Below are 20,818 nucleotides of genomic sequence, written 5' to 3' on the forward strand. Positions count from 1 at the left end.
TCAGTTGCTTCCGGTTAGACGGCGGCTTGCGTTGAGCTGCAGCTCGTCGAGGATCGACACCATCGCGCGTTCGTTGTCGGCTGCGTTGCGCATCGGTCGATCGAGATACCGGGTCAGGAAGGCGAGCCCTTGCTGATCGGCATACATGTAGAGCTGCCCCATCTTCTGGGCGACCTCGCGGTATCCGGCCTCGATTTCAAGCACGCGCCGCTTCACTTCCAGCAGCACCTGCTCGGGGACCGGGCCCGCTTCAAGAGCCATCAGGTTCTTCGGATCTGCCGCAGAACGCTTGCGGCGCGATGCGGCGACCGACTTCGTGTTCTCTTTCATATGTGCACAGTAACTTATGATCGCTGCGAAACTAATCTGTTTTTTTGAAGTTAAAGTTTTCAAAAATGATCATTTGAGCTGCAGCCAGCGCACGAAATACGCCACTTTTCCCCCTATGCGACGAGCAACCACCCATCCCGATGAACTGCGGCTCCTGCTGAACTGGTCCGACTTCCAGATCGTTCTGGCGGTCTCGCGCCATGGCAGCGTGGCGAAGGCCTTCGCGCCACTCGGCATGACACATTCGACCTTGCTGCGCAAGCTCGATCAGATCGAGTCGCGCCTCAAGACCAAGGTATTCAATCGCGGTCGGCCTCGCTACACCCTCACGGCTGCGGGACATGAGATCGACCGTGCGGCACGAGAGTTCGAGCCACTGGCCATCGGCGCTGAGATGCGCGCCAGCGGAGCCGACCTGCGGCCCAGTGGCGACGTGCGTGTGAGTGTGTCGTCCATCGTCATCGATCATTTGCTGCCTTCGGTGCTTGCGCAGTTCAGGTCGTCGTTCCCGGACGTCCAGATCGAGTTGATCAGCACCCGGGAACACGTCAATCTGCGAAGGCGTGAGGCCGACATCGCGATCCGTATCGCCGACACGGTGCCGGACTGGCTGGTGGGTCGAAAGCTGACCGACCTTCAGTTCAAGGTCTTCACGCGCAAAACGGGGCGGGGGAAATTGCCGCTACAAAGCATCGATGACCTGGTGGGCCAACGACGCTGGATCGCCTTCGAGCGTGACTCCCACGATCTGAAGTTCGACCGGTGGCTGGCCGGGCGCGTGCCCGCCGATCAGGTCGTGCTGCGCGTGGACAATTTCAGCCACGCCGCGAACATGGCACGCGCCGGCATCGGCATTGCCCTGTTGCCGGCGTTTGTCGAGTCGAGCATTCCGGATCTGCAACCACTGACCGCCTCGATCGAGGAATTGGTGACGCCTCTGTGGCTGGTCACACACCCTGAACTGAAGGACGCCGCCCGAATTCAGGTCCTGATGCGCGCGTTTGGCCCTGCGCTGGCCAATGCCGCCAACCCGCTGCGCGCCTTGCAGCCAGGCCCCACCGTCTAACGGCACGCCGTACCACCCTCTCTGGACGGATCTCGAGATCACCATGGGCCAAACCCACGTGATCCGCATGGGTTGCGGAGCGGGGCTTTTTTTCCCGCTGCCGTTCAAGCCTGAATGGCGAGCTTCTTCATCTTTTCCCACAGCGTTTTGCGGCTGATGCCCAGCACATCGGCTGTTTTCCCGACGCTGCCATCGCAGTGCTGCAGTGCTTTCTGGATGTGTGAGCGCTCCACGGTTTCGACCATGCGCTGCAGGGTGACGATGCCGTCATCGGGCCTGTCATTTGCGATGGCAGAAGATGAAGCCGGGCGCTCGGGAAGGTCCAGCATCCCGCCATCGCTGAGCACCACCGCCTCCTCCAGGAACGAACGCAACTCCCGCACGTTGCCGCGCCACTCCCGGCGCATCAAATCGCGCATGAAGGGTTCGGACATGGCCAGGGGCCGGCCCTGCTCCACCACGATCTGGGCCAGCAGCTTTTCGGTCAGCCAGCGGATGTCTTCCGGTCGCTCGCGCAGCGGCGGCAACTCGATCTTGATGACCGCCAGCCGGTAGAACAGGTCTTCCCGGAACGATCCCGCGTTCATGTCCGCGTAGAGGTCTCGGTTGGTGGCGGCCAGGATGCGAAAGTCGCTCTGGATGGTCCGCTCGGCCCCCAGGCGAAAGAAGCATTTTTCCTGCAACGCTCTCAGCAGTTTGGCCTGCATGCTGGCGGGCAGTTCACCCACTTCGTCCAGAAACAAGGTGCCTTTGTTGGCGCGCTCCAGATAGCCCCTGTGGGTTCGCATGGCCCCCGAGAACGCGCCCTTTTCGTATCCGAAGAACTCCGCCTCCAGCAGGGTCTCTGGGATCGCAGCGCAGTTCACGGCCACGAATTCACCCTTGCCTGCTCTGGGATCGAGGCTGTGGATGAGCTGGGCCGCCACCTCCTTGCCCACGCCCGATTCGCCCGTCAGCAACACCGACACGCGCTGGCTGGCCACCTTGTGCACCATGGTTTCGACACGGCGCATGGCTACAGAAACACCCAGCAGCGCGTCGTCGTCGGGTGCGGAGGACAGGTCCACCGCATCCTTGATCTTGGCCACCAGGCTCTCGATATCGAAAGGCTTGGTCAGGTACTCCCGGGCACCGGCGCGGACCGCTGCGACCGCATCGTTGACGCTGCCATATCCCGTCAGGAAAAACCAGGGCAAGGCCCTGACGGTGGCGTGCAAACCGACGAACCATGCGGTGGCCAGGCCGTCTGGCAAGCGGACATCGCTGACCACGGCCGACGGCAAGGTGGCGAGCGCTTCGCGCGCTTCAGCGAGCCGACGGCACCAGCTCACCTGCAGGCCTTCCAGTTCGAAGCGCTGCATCAGCGACTCTCCCATGATGGGGTCGTCTTCAATCAACAAAATGGATGTCATGTCTGGCCTTCCGGCGCTTCTCGGTTCGGGACCTCAAACAAGAGACAGGTTTGTGAGGTTTCGGTGGTGTCGAGCTCGAACCGACCGCGCAGGTGGCTGGCGAGTTCCTGGCACACCCACAGGCCAAAGCCGCGCGGGTCCTTGCCGCTTTCGGCGGCCAGCGTGCTTTTGAACTTGTCTTCGCTCAGCACCGGTCCGCTGTTGTTGATGCAGAACCGTACCCGGGATTCATCGGCCTGGAGGCGCGCGGCAACGACGCCGTTTTCACCCGCCGCCTTGAGGGCGTTGAGCAGCAGATTGAGCATGACTTGCCGCAGCGGCGCAGAGGGCACCCGCAGCGCCGACTCCACATCGACCTGAAACCGGATCTCTGCCCCACGTTTTTCAGCCGTGCCCCTCACCAGGGTCACGATGTCTTCCAGATCACCCGGCTCCAGGGGCCGGTCCTCGATCCGGGCCTGGGGCAACAGGGCCGCCACGGTGGTGCGGATCTGCTGCAACCCCCGGTCGAGCAGATCGATGGTGCGCAGGCGAATCGTCTCCGTGCCCCCATGCAAGCGCAGCGTCTGGGTGGCCGTCAACATGCCCGCCAGGGGGTTGTTGATCTCGTGCGCGACGGCGCCCGTCATCTTGCCCAGAGCCGCCAGCCGCTCGGCCGACAGCGCACGTTCTTCCGCTGCTTTGCGGCGTTCGAGTTCGCCCATCAACTGCGCAATGGCGTCGCCAATGCGGCTCAGCTCAGGGTCCGTGGTCTTGGGGACGTCATCGCGCAAAACCCCGGGGTCATCGCGTCCGATGCGTTCGATCACCTCCACCAGCCGACCCACCGGACGGGCCATGCGTTTGCCTACCCACCACCCAAGGGGGCCGAGCACCGTGACCGCCAAGACAATGCTGATCAGCGCCGTGCGGGCCAGCGCCGACCAGTCGGGCGCGAAAGCGGCCGACTCCACCTCGGTGAACACAAAGCCCAAGGTCTGGCCGTCTTCGCTTCGAATCGGGTCGATCAGCACCACGGAGCCGTCGGGGATCAGGTGAAGCTCCCGTTGTTCCGCCTCCATGGAAGACAGCAGTGGCTGCTCGCGCCAGGGCTTGCCCAGCACCTGGCCGCCGGTCTCAAGCTTCACCGGGTCCGAAGCGGCAAAAACAGCGCCGTCCGGGGTCAGGATGGCCAGACGTGCCTGGTCCGCATCCGCCCCGGGGATGAGCTGGGCCGTGTCCCGCAGCAGCGAGAACACGCGCCAGGTGTCATCGGCCGCCAGCAGGGGGCGCACCTGGGCGATGACCAGGACCACCGCCCGGTCCAGCAGCGACAAGGTGTCGCGGCGCGCATTCTGTGCCTGCACCCGCGCGGTGATGGCCGTGACGAGCACGGCCGCCAGCAGCACGGCCAGAGAAAGCCCCAGCGGTATCTGCACCCGGTAGGGCAGCCGCCTGAGCATCAGCCCGCCACCCCGCTGCCGGGCACCTGCCGGGCTTGTTGGCGAATGGAATCGAACAGGCTCGCCTGTCCTGGCGTGAAGCCGGTCAGATTCAACGAGGCCAACAGATCGCGCCCCACCTCGTCGTCGCCCATGTGCAGCAGGGCTTGCCGAAGTGCTTCCATTTGCGGGTGCTCATGCCCCTTGCGCACGACCAGGGGTGGAAATCCGAAAGATTCCGACTTCCAGATCACCTCGGTCTTGGCAATCGCAGGCATGCCCTGGTCGCGCATCGTCTCCCATACATAACCGTCGATGGAGCCAGCCTGGGCCAGGCGGGCCGCCACGGCTTCGGCCACGTTGCGGTGGCCGTGCGTGAAAAAACCCCGCTTCAGGTCTCGTGCTGACACCCCGGCCTTGCTCAGCTGGGCCTGCGCGACCAGCCAGCCCGAGTTGGAGAGAGGATCGGAATAGGCCAGCACGCGCCCTTTGAGATCGTTCCAGCCCTCGATCTCCGGGACTGGGGTTTTCGAGCGAATGAGATAGGCCTGGTAGAACGGCTGGCCGTGGTACAGCGGCACGGCGAGCAGTGACAGCCCGCTCTCGAAACGCACGAAGGGATACCCACAGATCCAGGCGGCATCGATCTGTCTGGAAAACAGCAGGTCCAGGATGCTTTGGTAGGACTCGCGGGCCACGAACTCGACATCGATCCCCACCCGACTGCCCAGGTAGCGACCCCAGCGCGACAAGAAGGCCACCTGATCCGCCAGGATCACCGGGGTCAGCCCGATGCGCAGGCGGTCCGCTCCCCATCCCGGGAGGGACACAGCCGCCGCGGCGGCGCCGCACATGCCAGCGGCCAGGTAGCGTCTTCGGTTCACGGACATTCTCGCGTTACGTTTTCGTAACCTTGATTTTCATCATGGTTACGAAAAGCCCACAGAGAAGAAACCCTAATGAAGTAAGTGGTTGATTTTAAAAGGCTTCCTGGCTGGCATGGACGTTGCAAACCGGTTCCGTGTTTTCACCCAACCAGGAGACAAAATGAAAGACGTCAAGATCGGTCGCCGCTTTTTTCTGAAATCGGGCGGCGCCGCAGCCGCCGTGGCGGGCGCCACCATCATCCCGATTCGCAATGCGAACGCCGCCACCCCGCCGGCATCCAGCGGCACCACGCTGCCGTATCCCAAAAAAGCCGTCGGCTCGGCCAAGGGCCTGCCGCTGAACCAGGCGGTGAGTTTTGCCTACCCCGATGACAGCTCGGCCTGCCTGGCCATCCGCATGGGCTCACCCGTGCCGGGCGGCGTTGGCCCCAACGGCGACATCGTGGCCTACAGCTCGTTCTGCACCCACATGGGCTGCCCGGTCGGCTACGAACCCGGCACCAAGACCTTCAAGTGTGGTTGCCACTTCTCCATCTTCGACCCCGAGAACGGCGGCCAGATGGTCACCGGCCAGGCCACCGAAGACCTGCCGCGCATCCTGCTGGAGTACGACGCCAAGACCGACAGCATCCACGCCGTCGGCGTCGATGGCCTGATCTACGGCCGCCAGTCCAACGTCCTGTGAGGAGAGCCGCATGACCACCCAGATCAACGACCGCATCGCGCTGCCCCCGAAAGACGCGCAAAAGACCAACATGACCTGCCACTTCTGCATCGTCGGATGTGGCTACCACGCCTACAAGTGGGACCACAACACCGAAGGCGGCCGCGCCCCGGACCAGAACGCGCTGGGCCTGGACTTCCGCACCCAGCTGCCGCCGTTTGCCACCACCCTGACCCGGGCGATGACCAACACCATCACCGACAAGGGCGGCAAGAAGTGGAACATCATGATCGTTCCCGACAAGGAATGCGTGGTGAACAGCGGCCTCTCCAGCACGCGCGGCGGCAAGATGGCCAGCTACATGTACACGCACGACGGCATCGGCCGCGAGCGCCTGAAGCACCCGCGCATCAAGCGCGGCGACCAGTGGCTCGACACCAGCTGGGAGCATGCCCTGGCGATCTACGCCGGCCTGACCAAGAAGATCCTCGACAACGACGGCCCTGACGGCCTGTTCTACGACTGCTTCGACCACGGCGGTGCCGGCGGCGGCTTCGAGAACACCTGGGGCACCGGCAAGCTGATGTTCAGCGCGCTGAAAACCCAGATGGTGCGCATCCACAACCGCCCGGCCTACAACTCCGAGTGCCACGCCACGCGCGACATGGGCGTGGGCGAGCTGAACAACAGCTACGAAGACGCCCAGCTGGCCGACTGCATCCTGTGCACCGGTGCCAACCCCTACGAAACGCAGACCAACTACTTCCTGAACCATTGGGTGGCCAACCTCTCCGGCTCCACGGTGGACAAAAAGAAGAAGTGGTTCCCGGGCGAAACAGCCGCCGCCGCCAAGATCATCATCGTGGACCCGCGCCGCTCGGCCACGGTGGCGATCTGCGAGCAGGTGGCCGGCAAGGAGAACGTGCTGCACCTGGACATCCAGCCTGGCACCGACACGGCGCTGTTCAACACGCTGTTCACCTACGTCGTGCAGCAAGGCTGGATCGCCAAGGACTTCATCGCCCAACACACCAGCGGCTACGACGACGCGGTCAAGACCAACCGCATGAGCCTGGAAGACGGCGCCAAGGCCACCGGCCTCACCGTGGCGCAGATCAGGCAGGCCGCCGATTGGGCCTACAAACCCAAGGCCAGCGGACACCGCCCACGCACCTTCCACCCGTATGAGAAGGGCATCATCTGGGGCAACGACAACTACGTCATCCAGAGCGCACTGGTGAGCCTGGTGCTGGCAACAGAAAACGTCGGGCGCCGCGGCACCGGCGTGTGCCGCCTCGGTGGCCACCAGGAGGGCTACACCCGTCCGCCCTACCCGGGCAACGGCAAGATCTACCTGGACCAGGAAGTCATCGCCGGCAAGGGCCTGATGTACACCCTGTGGGGCACCAACCCGTACCAGACCACGCTGAACGCTGAACAGCATCGGTTGGTGCTGAGCAAGCGCGCCAAGATCGTGGACGAGGCGATCTCGCGGGCCCGCGGTGCGAGCACCGAGCAACTGGTGGACGTGATCTACAACGCCTGCAGGTACCAGGGTGGCATGTTCGTGGCGGCCATGAACCTCTACCCCACGCAGCTCGCCGACGACGCGCACCTGCTGTTCCCGGCGACCCACCCAGGCGAAATGAACCTGACCTCCATGAACGGCGAGCGCCGCATGCGCCTGTCTGAGAAGTTCATGGACCCTCCCGGCTCCGCGAAGCCCGACTGCCTGATCGCCGCCGACATCGCCAACACGCTCAAGGCGATGTACCAGAAAGATGGCAAGGCGGACATGGCCAAACGTTTCGACGGTTTCAACTGGAAGACCGAAGAAGACGCCTTCAACGACGGCTTCCGCCGCGCCGGTCGCCCGGGGGTGGAGCCCATCGACAGCCAGGGTGGCCCCACCGGCTACCTCGCCACCTACGAACTGCTGCGCAAGGCCGGCAACAACGGTGTGCAACTGCCCATCAAGGAGGTCAAGGACGGCAAGCTGATCGGCACCGAGATGGAATACGCCGATGGCAAGTTCAGCACCGGCGACGGCAAGGCCCATTTCAAGCCCGCACCGTGGAACGGCCTGCCCAAAATGGTGGCGGACCAGAAGGCCAGGTACAGGTTCTGGATCAACCAGGGCCGCGCCAACGAAGTCTGGCAGACGGCCTATCACGACCAGTACAACAGCTTCGTGCGCGACCGCTATCCGATGGCCTACATCGAGATGAACCCGGACGATGCCAAGGCACTCGGTGTGGCAGCCGGTGACGTGGTCGAGATCTACAACGACTTCGGTAGCACCTACGCCATGGCCTACCCGCTCAAGGCGATCAAGGCAGGCCAGACCTTCATGCTCTTTGGCTACATCAAGGGTGTGGCCGGAGACGTGGTGACCTCCTGGGTGGACCGCAACGTGGTGCCTTACTACAAGGGCACCTGGGGCGGCATCAAGCGTGTGGGCAGCGTGGACGACTACAAGAAGTCCATCTCCTTCAAGGACCGCCGCTACGCGTAATTGGCCCAAGAAAGGGTGGCGGTGGCCACCCTTTCTTCCTTGAAGCACAACAGACAGGAGACCCCCATGGGTGCTGCCTCACACATGCCGACGCCGGAAGCGCCCCTGCCGGCGTCACCGCGGGAGCGTGATCCATTCACCGACCACCTGGCCGAGGCCTGGATCACATCCCGCCAGAACATATCCCCCAAACGCCTGGTTGAGCCGGGCCCCAACGTTTCACAGCTGGATCAGATTTTTCGAAGTGCCGCCTCGGCACCCGACCATGGGCTGGTCAAGCCCTGGCGGTTCGTCATCGTGCCGCAGGACAAACGCGCCTTGCTGGCCGAGGTCTTTGCACTGGCCTTGGTGGACCGCGATCCAGGCGCAACACTTGAACAGATCGAGTCCGCCCGCGAAAAAGCGCACCGCGCCCCGGCACTGATGCTGGTGGTGGCCCAGCTGGGCGCCTGCGAGCCGCCCATTCCGGCTTTGGAACGCATGGTGTCCGTGGGCGCAGCCGTGCAGAACATGCTCCTGATGGCGCATGGCCAAGGTTTTGGGAGCAGCTTGACCAGTGGGCAAGCGATGCAGTCCACCCGCATGCGCCAGTTGTTTGGGCTCGCTGCGGGCGAAGAAGCGGTTTGTTTCCTGAACATCGGCACCGTCTCCAAACGCAAGGCACGACGCCTGCACCCCGAGGTGCAGAACTTTGTCAGCACGCTGTGACCGCCCTGCTTCGGAACGTCTCTGGCGTTTCCCCGTCGCAACCGCAAACGTGCCATGTGTGATCACCACATGTTCCGAGTCCAGCAACCCAACTATCGCAAGCGAGTCCGCACCAGCCAGTTGTGCTGGTGAGACAACAAACAGAGATCCGTTTTTTGGCCCACTTTTGGCCCACCAGAAACGACTACGCCACCCGAAGGTGGCGTAAAGCGTTGTCATGTATGACAATTTTTGGTGGGCGGTGCAGGGTTCGAACCTGCGACCCCTGCCGTGTGAAGGCAGTGCTCTACCACTGAGCTAACCGCCCGATTGATCTGGCCGATCTCTCGGAAGCCTCAAATTATAGCGTCTTATTTAGGTTGTTTTTCCGCTGCGCAGAAAAAATGGACAAGTGCGCGTTCAAGCCATTTCCAGCGACCGCCAAAGCGTCTTGCCTTTGCAGGCCTTGTCCAGATCGGCCAGCGCGGCATCATGCCCCTGCAGCTCCTGCTCATTGGCGTGAAGCACGGGCAGTTCGAACCCGGACAGATCGATCACGATGGCTTCTACGCCCGCTTCGCTGCTTTCATTCCCTTCAATCAGCAACGCGTCCTGGCCACGCGTCATGTTGATGTAGACGTCGGCCAGCAGCTCGGCATCGAGCAACGCACCGTGCAGCGTGCGCCCGGAGTTGTCCACGCCCAGCCGGTCGCACAGCGCGTCCAGGCCGTTGCGTTTGCCCGGAAACATTTCCTTGGCCATCACCAGGCTGTCGGTCACCTGGCCGATCAGGGTACGCAATGGCGGGCGCCCCAAACGTTCCAGCTCCTTGTTGAGGAAGCTGATGTCAAACGGCGCGTTGTGGATGATCAGTTCGGCGTCGCGCAGGTAGTCCAGCAGCTCGTCGGCGATCTGCCCGAACTTGGGTTTGTCGCGCAGGAATTCGTTGCTGATGCCGTGCACCTTGAGCGCGTCCTCGTGGCTGTCGCGCTCCGGGTTGACGTAGAAGTGCAGGTTGTTGCCGGTGAGCTTGCGGTTGAGCAGTTCAACACAGCCGATTTCAATGATGCGGTCGCCGCTGTCGGCGGACAGGCCGGTGGTTTCGGTATCGAGGACGATCTGACGCATGTTCTTCCCTCATATCTGTGTGTGACATCAGCGGCGATCCGGCGCCCGGCCGGATCAGCCCCCTTGGGGGGCAGCGACCCGCGCAGCGGCGGAGCCCCGGGTCCCCGCCGGCGGTGGGGAGACGCCAGGGAGTCAATGATTCTCTTTGGCGTGGTTGATCGAGTACTTGGGTATCTCGATGGTCACGTCCTGCTGCGCCAGTATGGCCTGACAGGACAGGCGCGAGTTGGGTTCCAGGCCCCAGGCGCGGTCGAGCAGGTCTTCTTCGTTGTCGTCCAGCTCGTTGAGGCTGTTGAAACCTTCGCGCACGATCACGTGGCAGGTGGTGCAGGCACACACCATGTCGCAGGCGTGTTCGATCGGGATGTTGTTTTCGAGCAGCGCCTCGCAGATCGAGGTGCCCGCCGGTGCGTTGACCTGGGCTCCTTGCGGACAGTATTCGGGGTGGGGCAATATCTTGATGATGGGCATGGGGGTTCCTGTGCGTCGGTCCGCGGCGGGTCTCAGACTTCTTCGAGCCGTTTGCCGGCCAGGGCATGCTGGATGCCCCGGTTCATGCGCATGGCGGCAAAGGCTTCGGTGCCCTTGGCAAGCGCTTCGGTAGCGGATTCGATCGCGGCGGTGTTGTCGCCGGAGATGATCTGGCCCAGTTGGGCGATGAGATGGTGAATGGACTCCAGCTCTGCGGGCTCCAGCAGGTCGGCATCGGCCGCCAGGGCACTGTGCGTGGCGGCGATCATGCGGTCGGCGTCCACCCGGGCTTCAACCAGCGCGCGCGCCTGCATGTCTTGCTGGGCGGTGGCAAAGCTGTCCTTGAGCATGGCGGCGATCTGTTCGTCCGACAGGCCGTAAGCCGGCTTGACGTCGATCGTCGCCTCGACGCCGCTCCCCTGCTCTTTCGCATGGACAGACAACAGGCCGTCGGCATCCACCGTGAAGCTCACGCGGATGCGCGCTGCACCCGCCGCCATGGGGGGGATGCCCCGCAGCGTGAAGCGCGCCAGACTGCGGCAGTCGGTCACCAGATCGCGTTCGCCCTGCACCACGTGCAGCGCCAAAGCGGTCTGGCCGTCCTGGTAGGTGGTGAAGTCCTGCGCGAGCGCGGTGGGAATGGGGCTGTTGCGCGGCACGATGCGCTCGACCAGACCGCCCATGGTCTCGATACCGAGCGAGAGCGGGATCACGTCGAGCAGCAGCAGGTCGCCGTCGCGGCTGTTGCCGGCGAGTGCATTGGCCTGGATCGCCGCGCCCAGCGCCACCACCTCGTCCGGGTTCAGGTTGACCAGGGGTTCCTGACCAAAGAACTCGCCCACAGTGCGGCGGATCACCGGCATGCGGGTGGAGCCGCCCACCATCACCACGCCCTTGACTTCGTCCTTGGCGATGTGCGCATCGCGCAGCACCTTGCGCACGGCGGTCATGGTGCGGGCCGTGAGTGCGGTGGTGGCGGCCTCGAACTGGGCCGGCGTGACGGTCTGGCGCAGCGTCTGGCCGCCGACCACTGCTTCGAACACCACATGACCGGTGCTGGCATCCACGGCCGACAGGGCTTCCTTGCAGCGGCGGGCCTCTGCGTGCAGACCCGCACGCTCGGAAGCATTCAGAGGCGTGGTCACGCCCTGCTGCGCCAGCACCCAGGCAGCCAGCGCCTGGTCAAAATCGTCACCACCCAGCGCGGAATCACCGCCGGTGGCCATGACTTCGAAGACACCCCGCGTCAGGCGGAGGATGGAGATGTCGAAGGTGCCGCCGCCGAGGTCGTAGATGGCGTAGATGCCTTCCGAGCCGTTGTCCAGCCCGTACGCGATCGCTGCGGCGGTGGGCTCGTTGATGAGGCGCAACACGTTGATGCCGGCGAGCTGCGCCGCGTCTTTTGTGGCCTGGCGCTGCGCGTCGTCAAAGTACGCGGGCACGGTGATGACCGCGCCAAACAGCTCGTCGTCAAAACTGTCTTCGGCGCGAAAACGCAGCGTCGCGAGAATTTCGGCGCTCACCTCCATCGGTGTCTTGCGCCCGGCGATGGTGTCGACCACAGCCATGCCGTTCTCTTCAACGATGGTGTAGGGCAGCTTGTCAGCGTCAGCCACCTGAGCGCGCGTGCGGCCCATCAGGCGCTTGACCGAGCTCACGGTGTTGGCTGGGTCGCTGACCTGCGCAGCCAGAGCGTCGAAGCCGATCTGGCGACCGGAGCCGCCTTGCGCCGGGTCGAGGTAGCGCACCACGCTGGGCAGGATCACGCGGCCGTCCGCCGCCGGCAGGCATTCGGACACCCCGTGGCGCACCGCTGCCACCAGCGAATGCGTGGTACCGAGGTCGATGCCGACCGCCACCCGTCGCTGGTGCGGATCGAGGGACTGGCCGGGTTCGGAAATCTGCAGGAGAGCCATGGGCGCGGGTTCTGGTGGAGAAAGAAAGCAGAGGGTTGCGGAGGTCAGCCCGCTATTGTCCCAGCTGATCGAGCCGGTTCTCGACGTCGCTGGCAAAGCGCTCAACAAACATAAGGGCTCTGACCTGCTGGGCCAGTGCAGCGAAGTTGCGCTCACCGTCGGCTGTGTGCTGCAGCTGGGTCAACATCGTGCGGCGCGCAGCGCTCACCTCGTCCGCCATGCGCTCCAGCGCCTCGCTGCTGCGGGCGTCTTCCAGGTCTTCACGCCATTGCATCTGCTGCATCAGGAAAGCTGGCGGCATGGCGGTGTTGTTCTCGGCCTGGATCGGCACCCCGTTCAGCTCGCACAGATAGGCGGCGCGTTTGAGCGGGTCCTTCAGGCGCTGGTAGGCCTCGTTGATGCGAACCGACCACTGCATGGCCAGGCGCTGCGCCGACGCATCGGAGGTCGCAAAACGGTCCGGATGGGCCTCACGTTGCAGGTCTTTCCAGCGCTGGTCCAGGGCATCGCGGTCCAGCGCAAATGAAGGTGCAATACCGAAAATTTCGAAGTCGTTGGACAGCAGGTTCATGACATCAAAAAGCCGCCAGGACGGTACGCACTGGCGGCTACTAGTGGGTGATTCGGCAACAGTATCAGATTCTGAAACTCTCGCCGCAACCGCAACGGTCGCGCTCATTGGGGTTGTTGAAGCGGAAGCCTTCGTTCAGGCCCTCGCGCACGAAATCGAGCTGCGTGCCGTCGATGTAGGCCAGACTTTTCGGATCCACCAGCACCTTGACACCGTTGTCCTCGAACACCACGTCTTCCGGTGCAATCTCGTCCGCGTACTCCAGCTTGTAGGCCAGGCCAGAACAACCGGTGGTCTTGACGCCCAGGCGCACGCCCACGCCTTTGCCACGCTTGGCGATGTAACGGGTGACGTGCCGCGCAGCGGCTTCGGAGATCGAAATAGCCATGGTGCTGGAAATTTTTCCTGGATCAGTTCAGGTGCTTTTTGCGATAGTCGTCCACCGCGGCCTTGATGGCGTCTTCGGCCAGGATGGAGCAATGGATCTTCACCGGCGGCAGCGCCAGTTCTTCGGCGATCTCGCTGTTCTTCAGCGCAGCGGCCTGGTCCAACGTCTTGCCCTTGACCCATTCGGTCACCAGCGAACTCGACGCGATGGCCGAACCGCAGCCATAGGTCTTGAAGCGCGCGTCTTCGATCACGCCGGTGGTCGGGTTCACCTTGATCTGCAGCTTCATGACGTCGCCGCAGGCGGGTGCACCCACCATGCCGGTACCCACCGATTCGTCGCCCTTGTCAAAGGAGCCGACGTTGCGGGGATTTTCGTAGTGGTCAACAACTTTTTCAGAATAAGCCATGGTCTTTCTCCTTCAGTGTGCGGCCCATTGAATCGAAGAGATATCAATGCCGTCCTTGAACATTTCCCACAGAGGGGACAACTCGCGCAGCTTCGCCACGTTTTCCTTGATCGTGCCGATGGCGTAGTCAATCTCTTCTTCCGTCGTCCAGCGGCCGATCGTCATGCGCAGGCTGCTGTGGGCCAGTTCGTCGCTGCGGCCGAGCGCACGCAGCACGTAGCTGGGCTCCAGGCTGGCCGAGGTGCAGGCCGAACCCGACGACACCGCCAAGCCTTTGATACCCATGATCAGCGACTCGCCTTCGACGTAGTTGAAGCTCATGTTCAGGTTGTGCGGCACACGCTGCGTCTCGTGGCCGTTGATGAACACCTCTTCGATACCCTTCAGGCCCGCCAGCATGCGGTCGTGCAGCGCGCGGATGCGAACGTTCTCGGCGTGCATCTCTTCCTTGGCGATGCGGTAGGCCTCGCCCATGCCCACGCACTGGTGCGTGGGCAACGTGCCCGAACGCATGCCGCGCTCGTGACCGCCACCGTGCATCTGCGCCTCGATACGGATGCGTGGCTTGCGCCGCACATACAGCGCGCCGATGCCCTTGGGGCCATAGGTCTTGTGGCCGGTCAGGCTCATCAGGTCGACCGGCAGCGTCTGCAGGTCGATGTCGATCCGGCCGGTGGCCTGCGCCGCATCCACGTGGAAGATCACGCCTTTCTCGCGGCAGATCTTGCCGATGGCCGCGATGTCCTGGATGACACCGATCTCGTTGTTCACGAACATGACCGAGGCGAGGATGGTGTCCGGGCGGATTGCCGCCTTGAAGACCTCCAGATCGAGCAGGCCGTCGGCCTGCACGTCGAGGTAAGTCACCTCGAAGCCCTGGCGCTCCAGTTCGCGCATGGTGTCGAGCACGGCCTTGTGCTCGGTCTTGACCGTGATCAGGTGCTTGCCCTTGGTCTGGTAGAAGTGGGCCGCCCCCTTCAAAGCCAGGTTGTTGGATTCGGTGGCGCCACTGGTCCAGACGATTTCGCGTGGATCGGCACCGATCAGCGCGGCCACCTGCTCACGGGCGGTTTCAACGGCCTTTTCAGCTTCCCAGCCCCAGGCATGGCTGCGCGAGGCCGGGTTGCCGAAATGTTCACGCAACCAGGGAATCATGGCATCCACCACCCGCGGGTCGCAGGGATTGGTGGCGCTGTAGTCCATGTAGATGGGAAAGTGCGGTGTGCTCATGGAGGGCAATGAAATGGGCTGGCGGTTGGTATGGGAAGGGTTCTGAATCTGCAGGCAATGAATGTATCGGCAATCGAAAACGCACCGGACCCCAGGCATCGATCAGGACACCCCGGAACACCTGAAGTCGGACAACGGCACCGGGAAACAGTCCCCGGAAGCCGGCGTCATTTCGAAAAAGCCGCACCTCCCAGTGCGAAGACCGAATTGGGGGCGTTCACGCGGATCGGTTTGACCACTGGGGCGCTGGAAATGGCCCGCTTGATCATGGGGGCGTTTTCCACCACCACACCTTTCGCGAGCTGCTCGTCCACCAGCGACTGCAGGGACACCGAGTCGAGGAAATCCACCATTTTGGCGTTGAGCGCGGCCCACAGCTCGTGGGTCATGCAGCGGTTGCCTTCACCCAGGCAGTTTTCCTTGCCGCCACACTGGGTGGCGTCGATCGGCTCGTCCACCGAAACGATGATGTCGGCCACGGTGATTTCCGCGGCCTTGCGGCCCAGGCTGTAACCACCACCCGGGCCACGCGTGGATTCCACCAGTTCGTGGCGCCGCAGTTTGCCAAACAGCTGCTCCAGGTAAGAGAGCGAAATCTGCTGGCGCTGGCTGATGGCCGCGAGCGTGACGGGACCGTTGTTCTGGCGCAGGGCCAGATCGATCATGGCTGTGACCGCAAAGCGGCCTTTGGTCGTGAGGCGCATTTTCAAGCTCCTGTAAATTGTGGCTTGACCGTCGTTGATGGTTTCATGGGTAAAAACCCACCAAACCGCTTCTCCGCCCACCCTGCCGCAACGATGGCGGCCAATACGTTGAAGTCTTTCCCGACTATTTTGATCGAGTATACCTTAAAACCCTTCGTCTTGCTCAACCTTGCACCGAGGGGCCCAGGGTGGCTTCTGCAGAATCCGATGCAAAGCTGAAGGTCACGCAGGTTCCCGGATGCGCGCAGGAGAACCGCACCTCGGCGCCGATTTCGGTCGCCCGCACCCGGATGTTGCTGATACCGCGACCCCCTTCACGGAAACCCGATTCCATCGGCTCACCCAGTCCCACGCCGTTGTCTGTCGCGCTGAGGAAGATGCGCCCGCCGCGCTCCCAGGTGCGCACGGTCACACGGGTGGCCTGTGCATGCTGGACCACGTTGGCAAAAACCTCCTGCAGGCAGCGGAACAGGTGCACCACGCCACGCACCTCCAGCCCCGGAACGGCGGAAACCGCTTCGACCTGCCAGTCCAGATCGATGCGGGCGGCTTGCAGCGTCGGCATGATGCGCTGGCGCAAGGTGCCCAGGATGGTGGGCAGGTCGCCATCCATCGGTTCCAGCGAGTCGAGCGTCATGCGCAGCTCTTCCAGTGCGTGACTGAGCATGTTCGCCACGGACGCACTGTCCACCTTGGCGCCGCTGCTGTGCACCAGGTTGAGCGTCTGCACCAGCTGGCTTCCGAGGCCGTCGTGCATGTCACGGGTCAGGCGCCGTCGTTCGGACTCCAGCACGCGCTGGTTCTCCACCACGCGCAGACGGTCAAACACGGCGTGCAGCTCGGCCTCACGCTCGCTCACCTTGCGCGCCAGCTCGGTATTGAGCTGCGCAACCTGTTCCATGGCTTGGGCTGTGCGCCGCACCAGCACCCAGCCCATGGCGAACATGAGCACCAGGCTGCCCGGCGTCATCCAGCGGATATCGGTGTCACCGGGGAAATCCATCTGCACCACCAGGAAGTCGCGCAAACCGGTGGCCATGGTGGCCATACCCACCACCACCATCAGGCGCTGGTTCACATTCATGCCCCAGCGGGCCCGATGCATCACTTTCAGGAGGGCCAACATGCACACCAGCACGATCACGCCCGTCCACAACCGGTAGAGCTGGTAATTCTCCAGCCAGGCCTGCAGGGCGAGCCAGAACGGCCCCAGCGCCATCATGACCACCACCAGCTTGCGCACCAGACTTTGCCTGAAATTGAACAGCTCCGACATGAACAGGTAGGTGAAGCCGCAGTACCAGGTAAAACTGAGTTTGTGAACGTAGTCCCAGACCAGGAACGGCCCGGGCAGAAAAACCGGCGTGGACAGCCACAACCGCACGGTCAGAACCACGAGCCCGCCACCGAGCAAGCCAAACAGGGGCTCAGCGGTCCGGGACCAGATCAGCAGCGACAGCACACCCATCATGAACGACGAGGCGGCCACCATCCAGGTCAGGTTGACCTGCCACCAGCTCAACCACCGATGGCGCTGGTACAAGGCATCCCGGGGACCCACCCAGACCGGTGACAGCCCGCTGATGCGCAGCAACTGCCCCTTCAGCTGAACCTCGATCCGGTTGTCAGCCCATTGGGGCGTCATCAGGCGCTGTGGCAGCTGCACGAAATGCGCCCGGGTGCCGGCGTCGCAATAGCCCGAGCTGCGCCGCCAGCACTCGGCCGACAGCTCCTGCCCATTGAACAAGACCCGGAAACGCACGCCCACGCGGGGCAGCAAGAGCCCCAGACCGTTCTCAAGCTGCCCGGATTGCGCCAGCGCTTCGGGCAAGACCAACCGGTAGTGCGCCTCCCCGCGCCAGCTGCGCCGCTCGTTGTCCCAGACGTGGGGCAAATCAACGGCAGTGGCTGAGGCCTCAGCCTGCCCTGCGAGCAGCACGGTCGCCTGCTCGATGGCGACCGCGCCGGGCACGTGGCCCACCCGGGTGGCCAGCCCGAGTGCCAGCAACATCACACCCACCAGCAACCCCGCCCAGAAATAAGCCGGGGTCCGGTGCAGGCGCTGCAGCAGGGGCCGCCACAGGCTCAAAGCAGTCCCCGCTGCTGGGCTGCGCGAACCACCTGCACGCGACTGTGCACTGCGAGCTTGCGGTAGAGGTTCTTGATGTGCGTGCCCACGGTGGCCGGTGAAATCGCCAGCCGGGCGGCGATCTCTTTGTTGACATACCCCTTGGCCACCAGCTGCAGCACCTCCGTTTCGCGGTCGGACAACAAGACCTCGTGCAACGACTCCAGCACAGGCAACGACGACTGAACTTCGCGAAACTGCTTCAGCAGCAAACGCGCCAACAGGGGCGAAATGGGCGCACCCCCTTCGCGGATCTGTTCGATGGCATCAATGAGGGCCTCAGGGCTGCAGCCCTTGAGCACGTAACCCGTGGCGCCCGCCTCCAGCGCGGCCACCAGGCGCGACTCTTCGCCAAACACGGTAAAAACCAGCAGCTCGGCGCCGGGTTGCTGGCGTGCCAGCAAACGCAGCAAGGCTTCGCCGCTGCCATCGGGAAGACCGAGGTCCACCAGGAACACATTGGCGTTCGATGCCACGGCGTGCCGTCGCGCATGGGCCAGCGTGGTGGAGTGCCCCAACAGCTGCCAGAGCGGGCGTCGCAGCAGCGCCTGCTGCACGAACTGCAGGATGGACGGATCGTCTTCTACCAGGTAAATGCGCGTGTCAGAGCCCTGCCCCTCCGGATCGCGCAGCGCTTGCGGTGCTTGCATAAAAAAGATCGATGGCTTGTTGCCCCCGCGTCCCGTCCATGCTGGCCGGCCCCTGCGCGGGTGCTTGTGGCGCCATTGTCCTTCATTGTTTTCAGGCCACGTTGTCCACACCGGGCGCGCCAAAGATCTGCGCCTTGAGGTGGTGCAACTGGTCGCGAACGCCCGCCGCCTTCTCGAATTCGAGGTTGCGCGCATGCTCGAGCATCAGCTTCTCCAGCCGCTTGATCTCGCGCGCCACGTCCTTCTCGCTCATGTCCTCCACGCTGGCGCGCAGCGCGCTCTCGGCGGCCAGGCGGTCGGCTTCCTTGCCGGCCTTTTCGCTGTACACGCCGTCGATCAGGTCCTTGATGCGCTTGTTGATGCTGCGCGGCTCGATACCCATGGCCAGGTTGTGCGCGATCTGTTTGGTGCGGCGGCGCTCGGTTTCGCCAATCGCTTTTTTCATCGACTCGGTGATGCGGTCGGCGTAAAGGATCGCCCTGCCGTTCAGGTTGCGTGCGGCGCGGCCAATGGTCTGGATCAGGCTGCGCTCCGAACGCAGAAAACCTTCCTTGTCGGCGTCCAGGATCGCCACCAGCGACACCTCGGGAATGTCGATGCCTTCGCGCAGCAGGTTGATGCCGACCAGCACATCGAACGCACCCAGCCGCAGGTCGCGCAAAATTTCCACCCGCTCCACCGTGTCCACGTCGCTGTGCAGGTAACGCACCTTGACGCCGTTTTCCGTCAGGTAGTCGGTCAGCTGCTCGGCCATGCGCTTGGTCAGCGTGGTGATGAGCACACGCTCGTTTTTCTCCACGCGGATGCGGATTTCCTGCAGCACGTCGTCCACCTGGTGCGTGGCGGGGCGCACTTCCACTTCCGGGTCCACCAGTCCGGTGGGGCGCACCAGCTGCTCCACCACCTGGCCCGAATGCGTCTTTTCGTAGTCGGCCGGCGTGGCCGAGACGAACACCACCTGGCGCATGCGCTGCTCGAACTCTTCGAGCTTGAGCGGCCGGTTGTCCAGCGCGCTGGGCAGGCGAAAACCGTACTCCACCAGCGTGGTCTTGCGCGCGCGGTCGCCGTTGTACATGCCACCGAACTGGCCCATGAGCACATGGCTCTCGTCCAGGAACATCAGCGCGTCTTTCGGCAGGTAGTCGGTCAGTGTGGAAGGCGGCTCGCCCTCGGCGCTGCCTGACAGGTGGCGCGAGTAATTCTCGATCCCCTTGCAGTGACCCACTTCGCTCAGCATTTCCAGGTCGAAGCGGGTGCGCTGCTCCAGCCGCTGCGCCTCCACCAGCTTGCCCATGCCCACCAGCTGGCCCAGGCGCTCGCGCAGCTCGTCCTTGATCAGCTCCACCGCGTTGAGCACCTGCTCGCGCGGCGTCACGTAGTGGCTGCTGGGGTAGACGGTGAAGCGCGGGATCTTCTGCCGCACCTTGCCGGTGAGCGGGTCGAAGAGCTGCAGGGTCTCGACCTCGTCGTCGAACAGCTCGATGCGGATCGCCATCTCGGAGTGTTCGGCCGGGAACACGTCGATGGTGTCACCGCGCACGCGGAACTTGCCGCGCGAAAAATCGGCCTCGTTGCGGGCGTACTGCATGCGCACCAGCTGGGCGATCAGGTCGCGCTGACCCAGCTTGTCGCCCACGCGCAGCAGCATCACCATCTGGTGGTAGCTCTCGGGCTTGCCGATGCCGTAGATGGCCGACACCGTTGCCACGATCACCACGTCGCGCCGCTCCAGGATGCTCTTGGTGCAGGAGAGGCGCATCTGCTCGATGTGCTCGTTGATCGCGCTGTCCTTCTCGATGAACAGGTCGCGCTGCGGCACATAGGCCTCGGGCTGGTAGTAGTCGTAGTAGCTGACGAAGTACTCGACCGCGTTCTTGGGGAAGAACTCGCGGAACTCGCTGTACAGCTGCGCGGCCAATGTTTTGTTCGGCGCGAACACGATGGCCGGGCGCCCCAGGCGGGCGATCACGTTGGCCATGGTGAAGGTCTTGCCCGAGCCGGTCACGCCCAGCAGGGTCTGGAACACCTCGCCGTCGTTCACGCCCTCCACCAGCTGGGCAATGGCGGTGGGCTGGTCGCCCGCGGGCGGATAGGGCATGAAGAGCTCGAACGGCGAACCCGGGAAACGCACGAACTCACCCTCGTGCGCAGGGACACCCTCAACCAACGAGAGAACCGGGGCGGCGTCAGGGATGGACATGGGCAGATTAAAATCGGTGGCTGTATTTCAAACGAACCCGA

General features: G+C 63.6%; 19 protein-coding genes and 1 tRNA gene. 4 read left to right on the forward strand and 16 right to left on the reverse strand.

All coding sequences use genetic code 11. The features are described from left to right. The gene (locus tag AC23D4_RS05550; protein ID WP_472889051.1) at positions 1–330 is read right to left on the reverse strand and encodes a hypothetical protein; all 330 of its coding nucleotides are present in this window, start codon (positions 328–330) and stop codon (positions 1–3) included. Between the two features lie 16 nt (positions 331–346). On the opposite strand from AC23D4_RS05550, the gene AC23D4_RS05555 reads away from it, so the two are divergent. Beyond that, positions 347–1,396 carry a LysR family transcriptional regulator gene (locus AC23D4_RS05555; RefSeq protein ID WP_472889052.1) on the forward strand — a complete coding sequence of 350 codons (1,050 nt, stop codon included), beginning with the start codon at positions 347–349 and terminating at the stop codon, positions 1,394–1,396. A 104-nt stretch (positions 1,397–1,500) separates the two neighbouring features. Here the strand turns inward: AC23D4_RS05555 and AC23D4_RS05560 are convergent, their stop codons facing one another. Genes AC23D4_RS05560 through AC23D4_RS05570 form a run of 3 tightly spaced genes read right to left on the reverse strand, consistent with a single transcriptional unit; the run spans position 1,501 to position 5,083 of the window. After that, on the reverse strand, positions 1,501–2,808 hold the full coding sequence (locus AC23D4_RS05560) for a sigma-54-dependent transcriptional regulator (RefSeq protein WP_472889053.1): 1,308 nt from the start codon (positions 2,806–2,808) through the stop codon (positions 1,501–1,503). Further along, positions 2,805–4,250 (reverse strand): ATP-binding protein, encoded by a 1,446-nt coding sequence (locus AC23D4_RS05565; RefSeq protein WP_472889054.1) that lies wholly within the window; start codon positions 4,248–4,250, stop codon positions 2,805–2,807. The genes AC23D4_RS05560 and AC23D4_RS05565 overlap by 4 nt, the downstream gene beginning before the upstream one ends. After that, complete coding sequence (locus AC23D4_RS05570; protein ID WP_472889055.1) at positions 4,250–5,083, reverse strand: substrate-binding domain-containing protein; 834 nt, start codon at positions 5,081–5,083, stop codon at positions 4,250–4,252. Before AC23D4_RS05570 ends, AC23D4_RS05565 begins: the two co-directional genes overlap by 1 nt. 193 nt (positions 5,084–5,276) lie before the next feature. Here AC23D4_RS05570 and AC23D4_RS05575 point away from each other — a divergent pair, with 193 nt between their 5' ends. The 3 genes from AC23D4_RS05575 (at position 5,277) to AC23D4_RS05585 (ending at position 9,003) form a co-directional block, all read left to right on the forward strand. Beyond that, entirely contained in the window at positions 5,277–5,801 is a 525-nt protein-coding gene (locus tag AC23D4_RS05575) for an arsenate reductase (azurin) small subunit (RefSeq protein ID WP_472889056.1), read from the forward strand. A gap of 10 nt (positions 5,802–5,811) precedes the next feature. Beyond that, on the forward strand, positions 5,812–8,295 hold the full coding sequence (locus AC23D4_RS05580; RefSeq protein ID WP_472889057.1) for an arsenate reductase (azurin) large subunit: 2,484 nt from the start codon (positions 5,812–5,814) through the stop codon (positions 8,293–8,295). Positions 8,296–8,361: 66 nt separating this feature from the next. Continuing rightward, positions 8,362–9,003 (forward strand): nitroreductase family protein, encoded by a 642-nt coding sequence (locus AC23D4_RS05585; RefSeq protein ID WP_472889058.1) that lies wholly within the window; start codon positions 8,362–8,364, stop codon positions 9,001–9,003. A 232-nt stretch (positions 9,004–9,235) separates the two neighbouring features. Here the strand turns inward: AC23D4_RS05585 and AC23D4_RS05590 are convergent. The 12 genes from AC23D4_RS05590 to uvrB all read right to left on the reverse strand — a co-directional run bounded on the left by AC23D4_RS05590 (position 9,236) and on the right by uvrB (position 20,777). Further along, a tRNA-Val gene (locus AC23D4_RS05590) sits at positions 9,236–9,310 on the reverse strand. 92 nt (positions 9,311–9,402) lie between these two features. Then, complete coding sequence (gene dnaQ / locus AC23D4_RS05595) at positions 9,403–10,110, reverse strand: DNA polymerase III subunit epsilon (protein ID WP_472889059.1); 708 nt, start codon at positions 10,108–10,110, stop codon at positions 9,403–9,405. A 132-nt stretch (positions 10,111–10,242) separates the two neighbouring features. Continuing rightward, positions 10,243–10,581 (reverse strand): ISC system 2Fe-2S type ferredoxin, encoded by a 339-nt coding sequence (gene fdx / locus AC23D4_RS05600; protein WP_472889060.1) that lies wholly within the window; start codon positions 10,579–10,581, stop codon positions 10,243–10,245. A gap of 32 nt (positions 10,582–10,613) precedes the next feature. Then, positions 10,614–12,497, reverse strand: a complete 1,884-nt coding sequence (hscA, locus tag AC23D4_RS05605; protein WP_472889061.1) for a Fe-S protein assembly chaperone HscA — start codon at positions 12,495–12,497, stop codon at positions 10,614–10,616. A gap of 52 nt (positions 12,498–12,549) precedes the next feature. Beyond that, complete coding sequence (gene hscB, locus AC23D4_RS05610; protein WP_472889062.1) at positions 12,550–13,068, reverse strand: Fe-S protein assembly co-chaperone HscB; 519 nt, start codon at positions 13,066–13,068, stop codon at positions 12,550–12,552. A gap of 64 nt (positions 13,069–13,132) precedes the next feature. Continuing rightward, a complete protein-coding gene (gene iscA / locus AC23D4_RS05615) occupies positions 13,133–13,456 on the reverse strand; it encodes an iron-sulfur cluster assembly protein IscA (protein ID WP_177133880.1) in 324 nt (107 codons plus the stop codon). Between the two features lie 22 nt (positions 13,457–13,478). Further along, complete coding sequence (gene iscU, locus AC23D4_RS05620; RefSeq protein WP_077331347.1) at positions 13,479–13,865, reverse strand: Fe-S cluster assembly scaffold IscU; 387 nt, start codon at positions 13,863–13,865, stop codon at positions 13,479–13,481. A 12-nt stretch (positions 13,866–13,877) separates the two neighbouring features. After that, positions 13,878–15,095, reverse strand: coding sequence for an IscS subfamily cysteine desulfurase (locus AC23D4_RS05625; RefSeq protein ID WP_472889063.1), 1,218 nt, complete (start codon positions 15,093–15,095; stop codon positions 13,878–13,880). 167 nt (positions 15,096–15,262) lie between these two features. Further along, entirely contained in the window at positions 15,263–15,799 is a 537-nt protein-coding gene (gene iscR, locus AC23D4_RS05630) for a Fe-S cluster assembly transcriptional regulator IscR (RefSeq protein WP_226462032.1), read from the reverse strand. A 163-nt stretch (positions 15,800–15,962) separates the two neighbouring features. Then, positions 15,963–17,888, reverse strand: coding sequence for a sensor histidine kinase (locus AC23D4_RS05635; protein ID WP_472889064.1), 1,926 nt, complete (start codon positions 17,886–17,888; stop codon positions 15,963–15,965). Next, entirely contained in the window at positions 17,885–18,577 is a 693-nt protein-coding gene (locus AC23D4_RS05640; protein ID WP_472889065.1) for a LuxR C-terminal-related transcriptional regulator, read from the reverse strand. The genes AC23D4_RS05635 and AC23D4_RS05640 overlap by 4 nt, the downstream gene beginning before the upstream one ends. Positions 18,578–18,668: 91 nt before the next feature. Further along, positions 18,669–20,777, reverse strand: a complete 2,109-nt coding sequence (uvrB, locus tag AC23D4_RS05645) for an excinuclease ABC subunit UvrB (protein WP_472889066.1) — start codon at positions 20,775–20,777, stop codon at positions 18,669–18,671. Positions 20,778–20,818 lie beyond the last annotated feature (41 nt).

The sequence above is a fragment of the Hydrogenophaga sp. L76 genome (assembly GCF_057654755.1).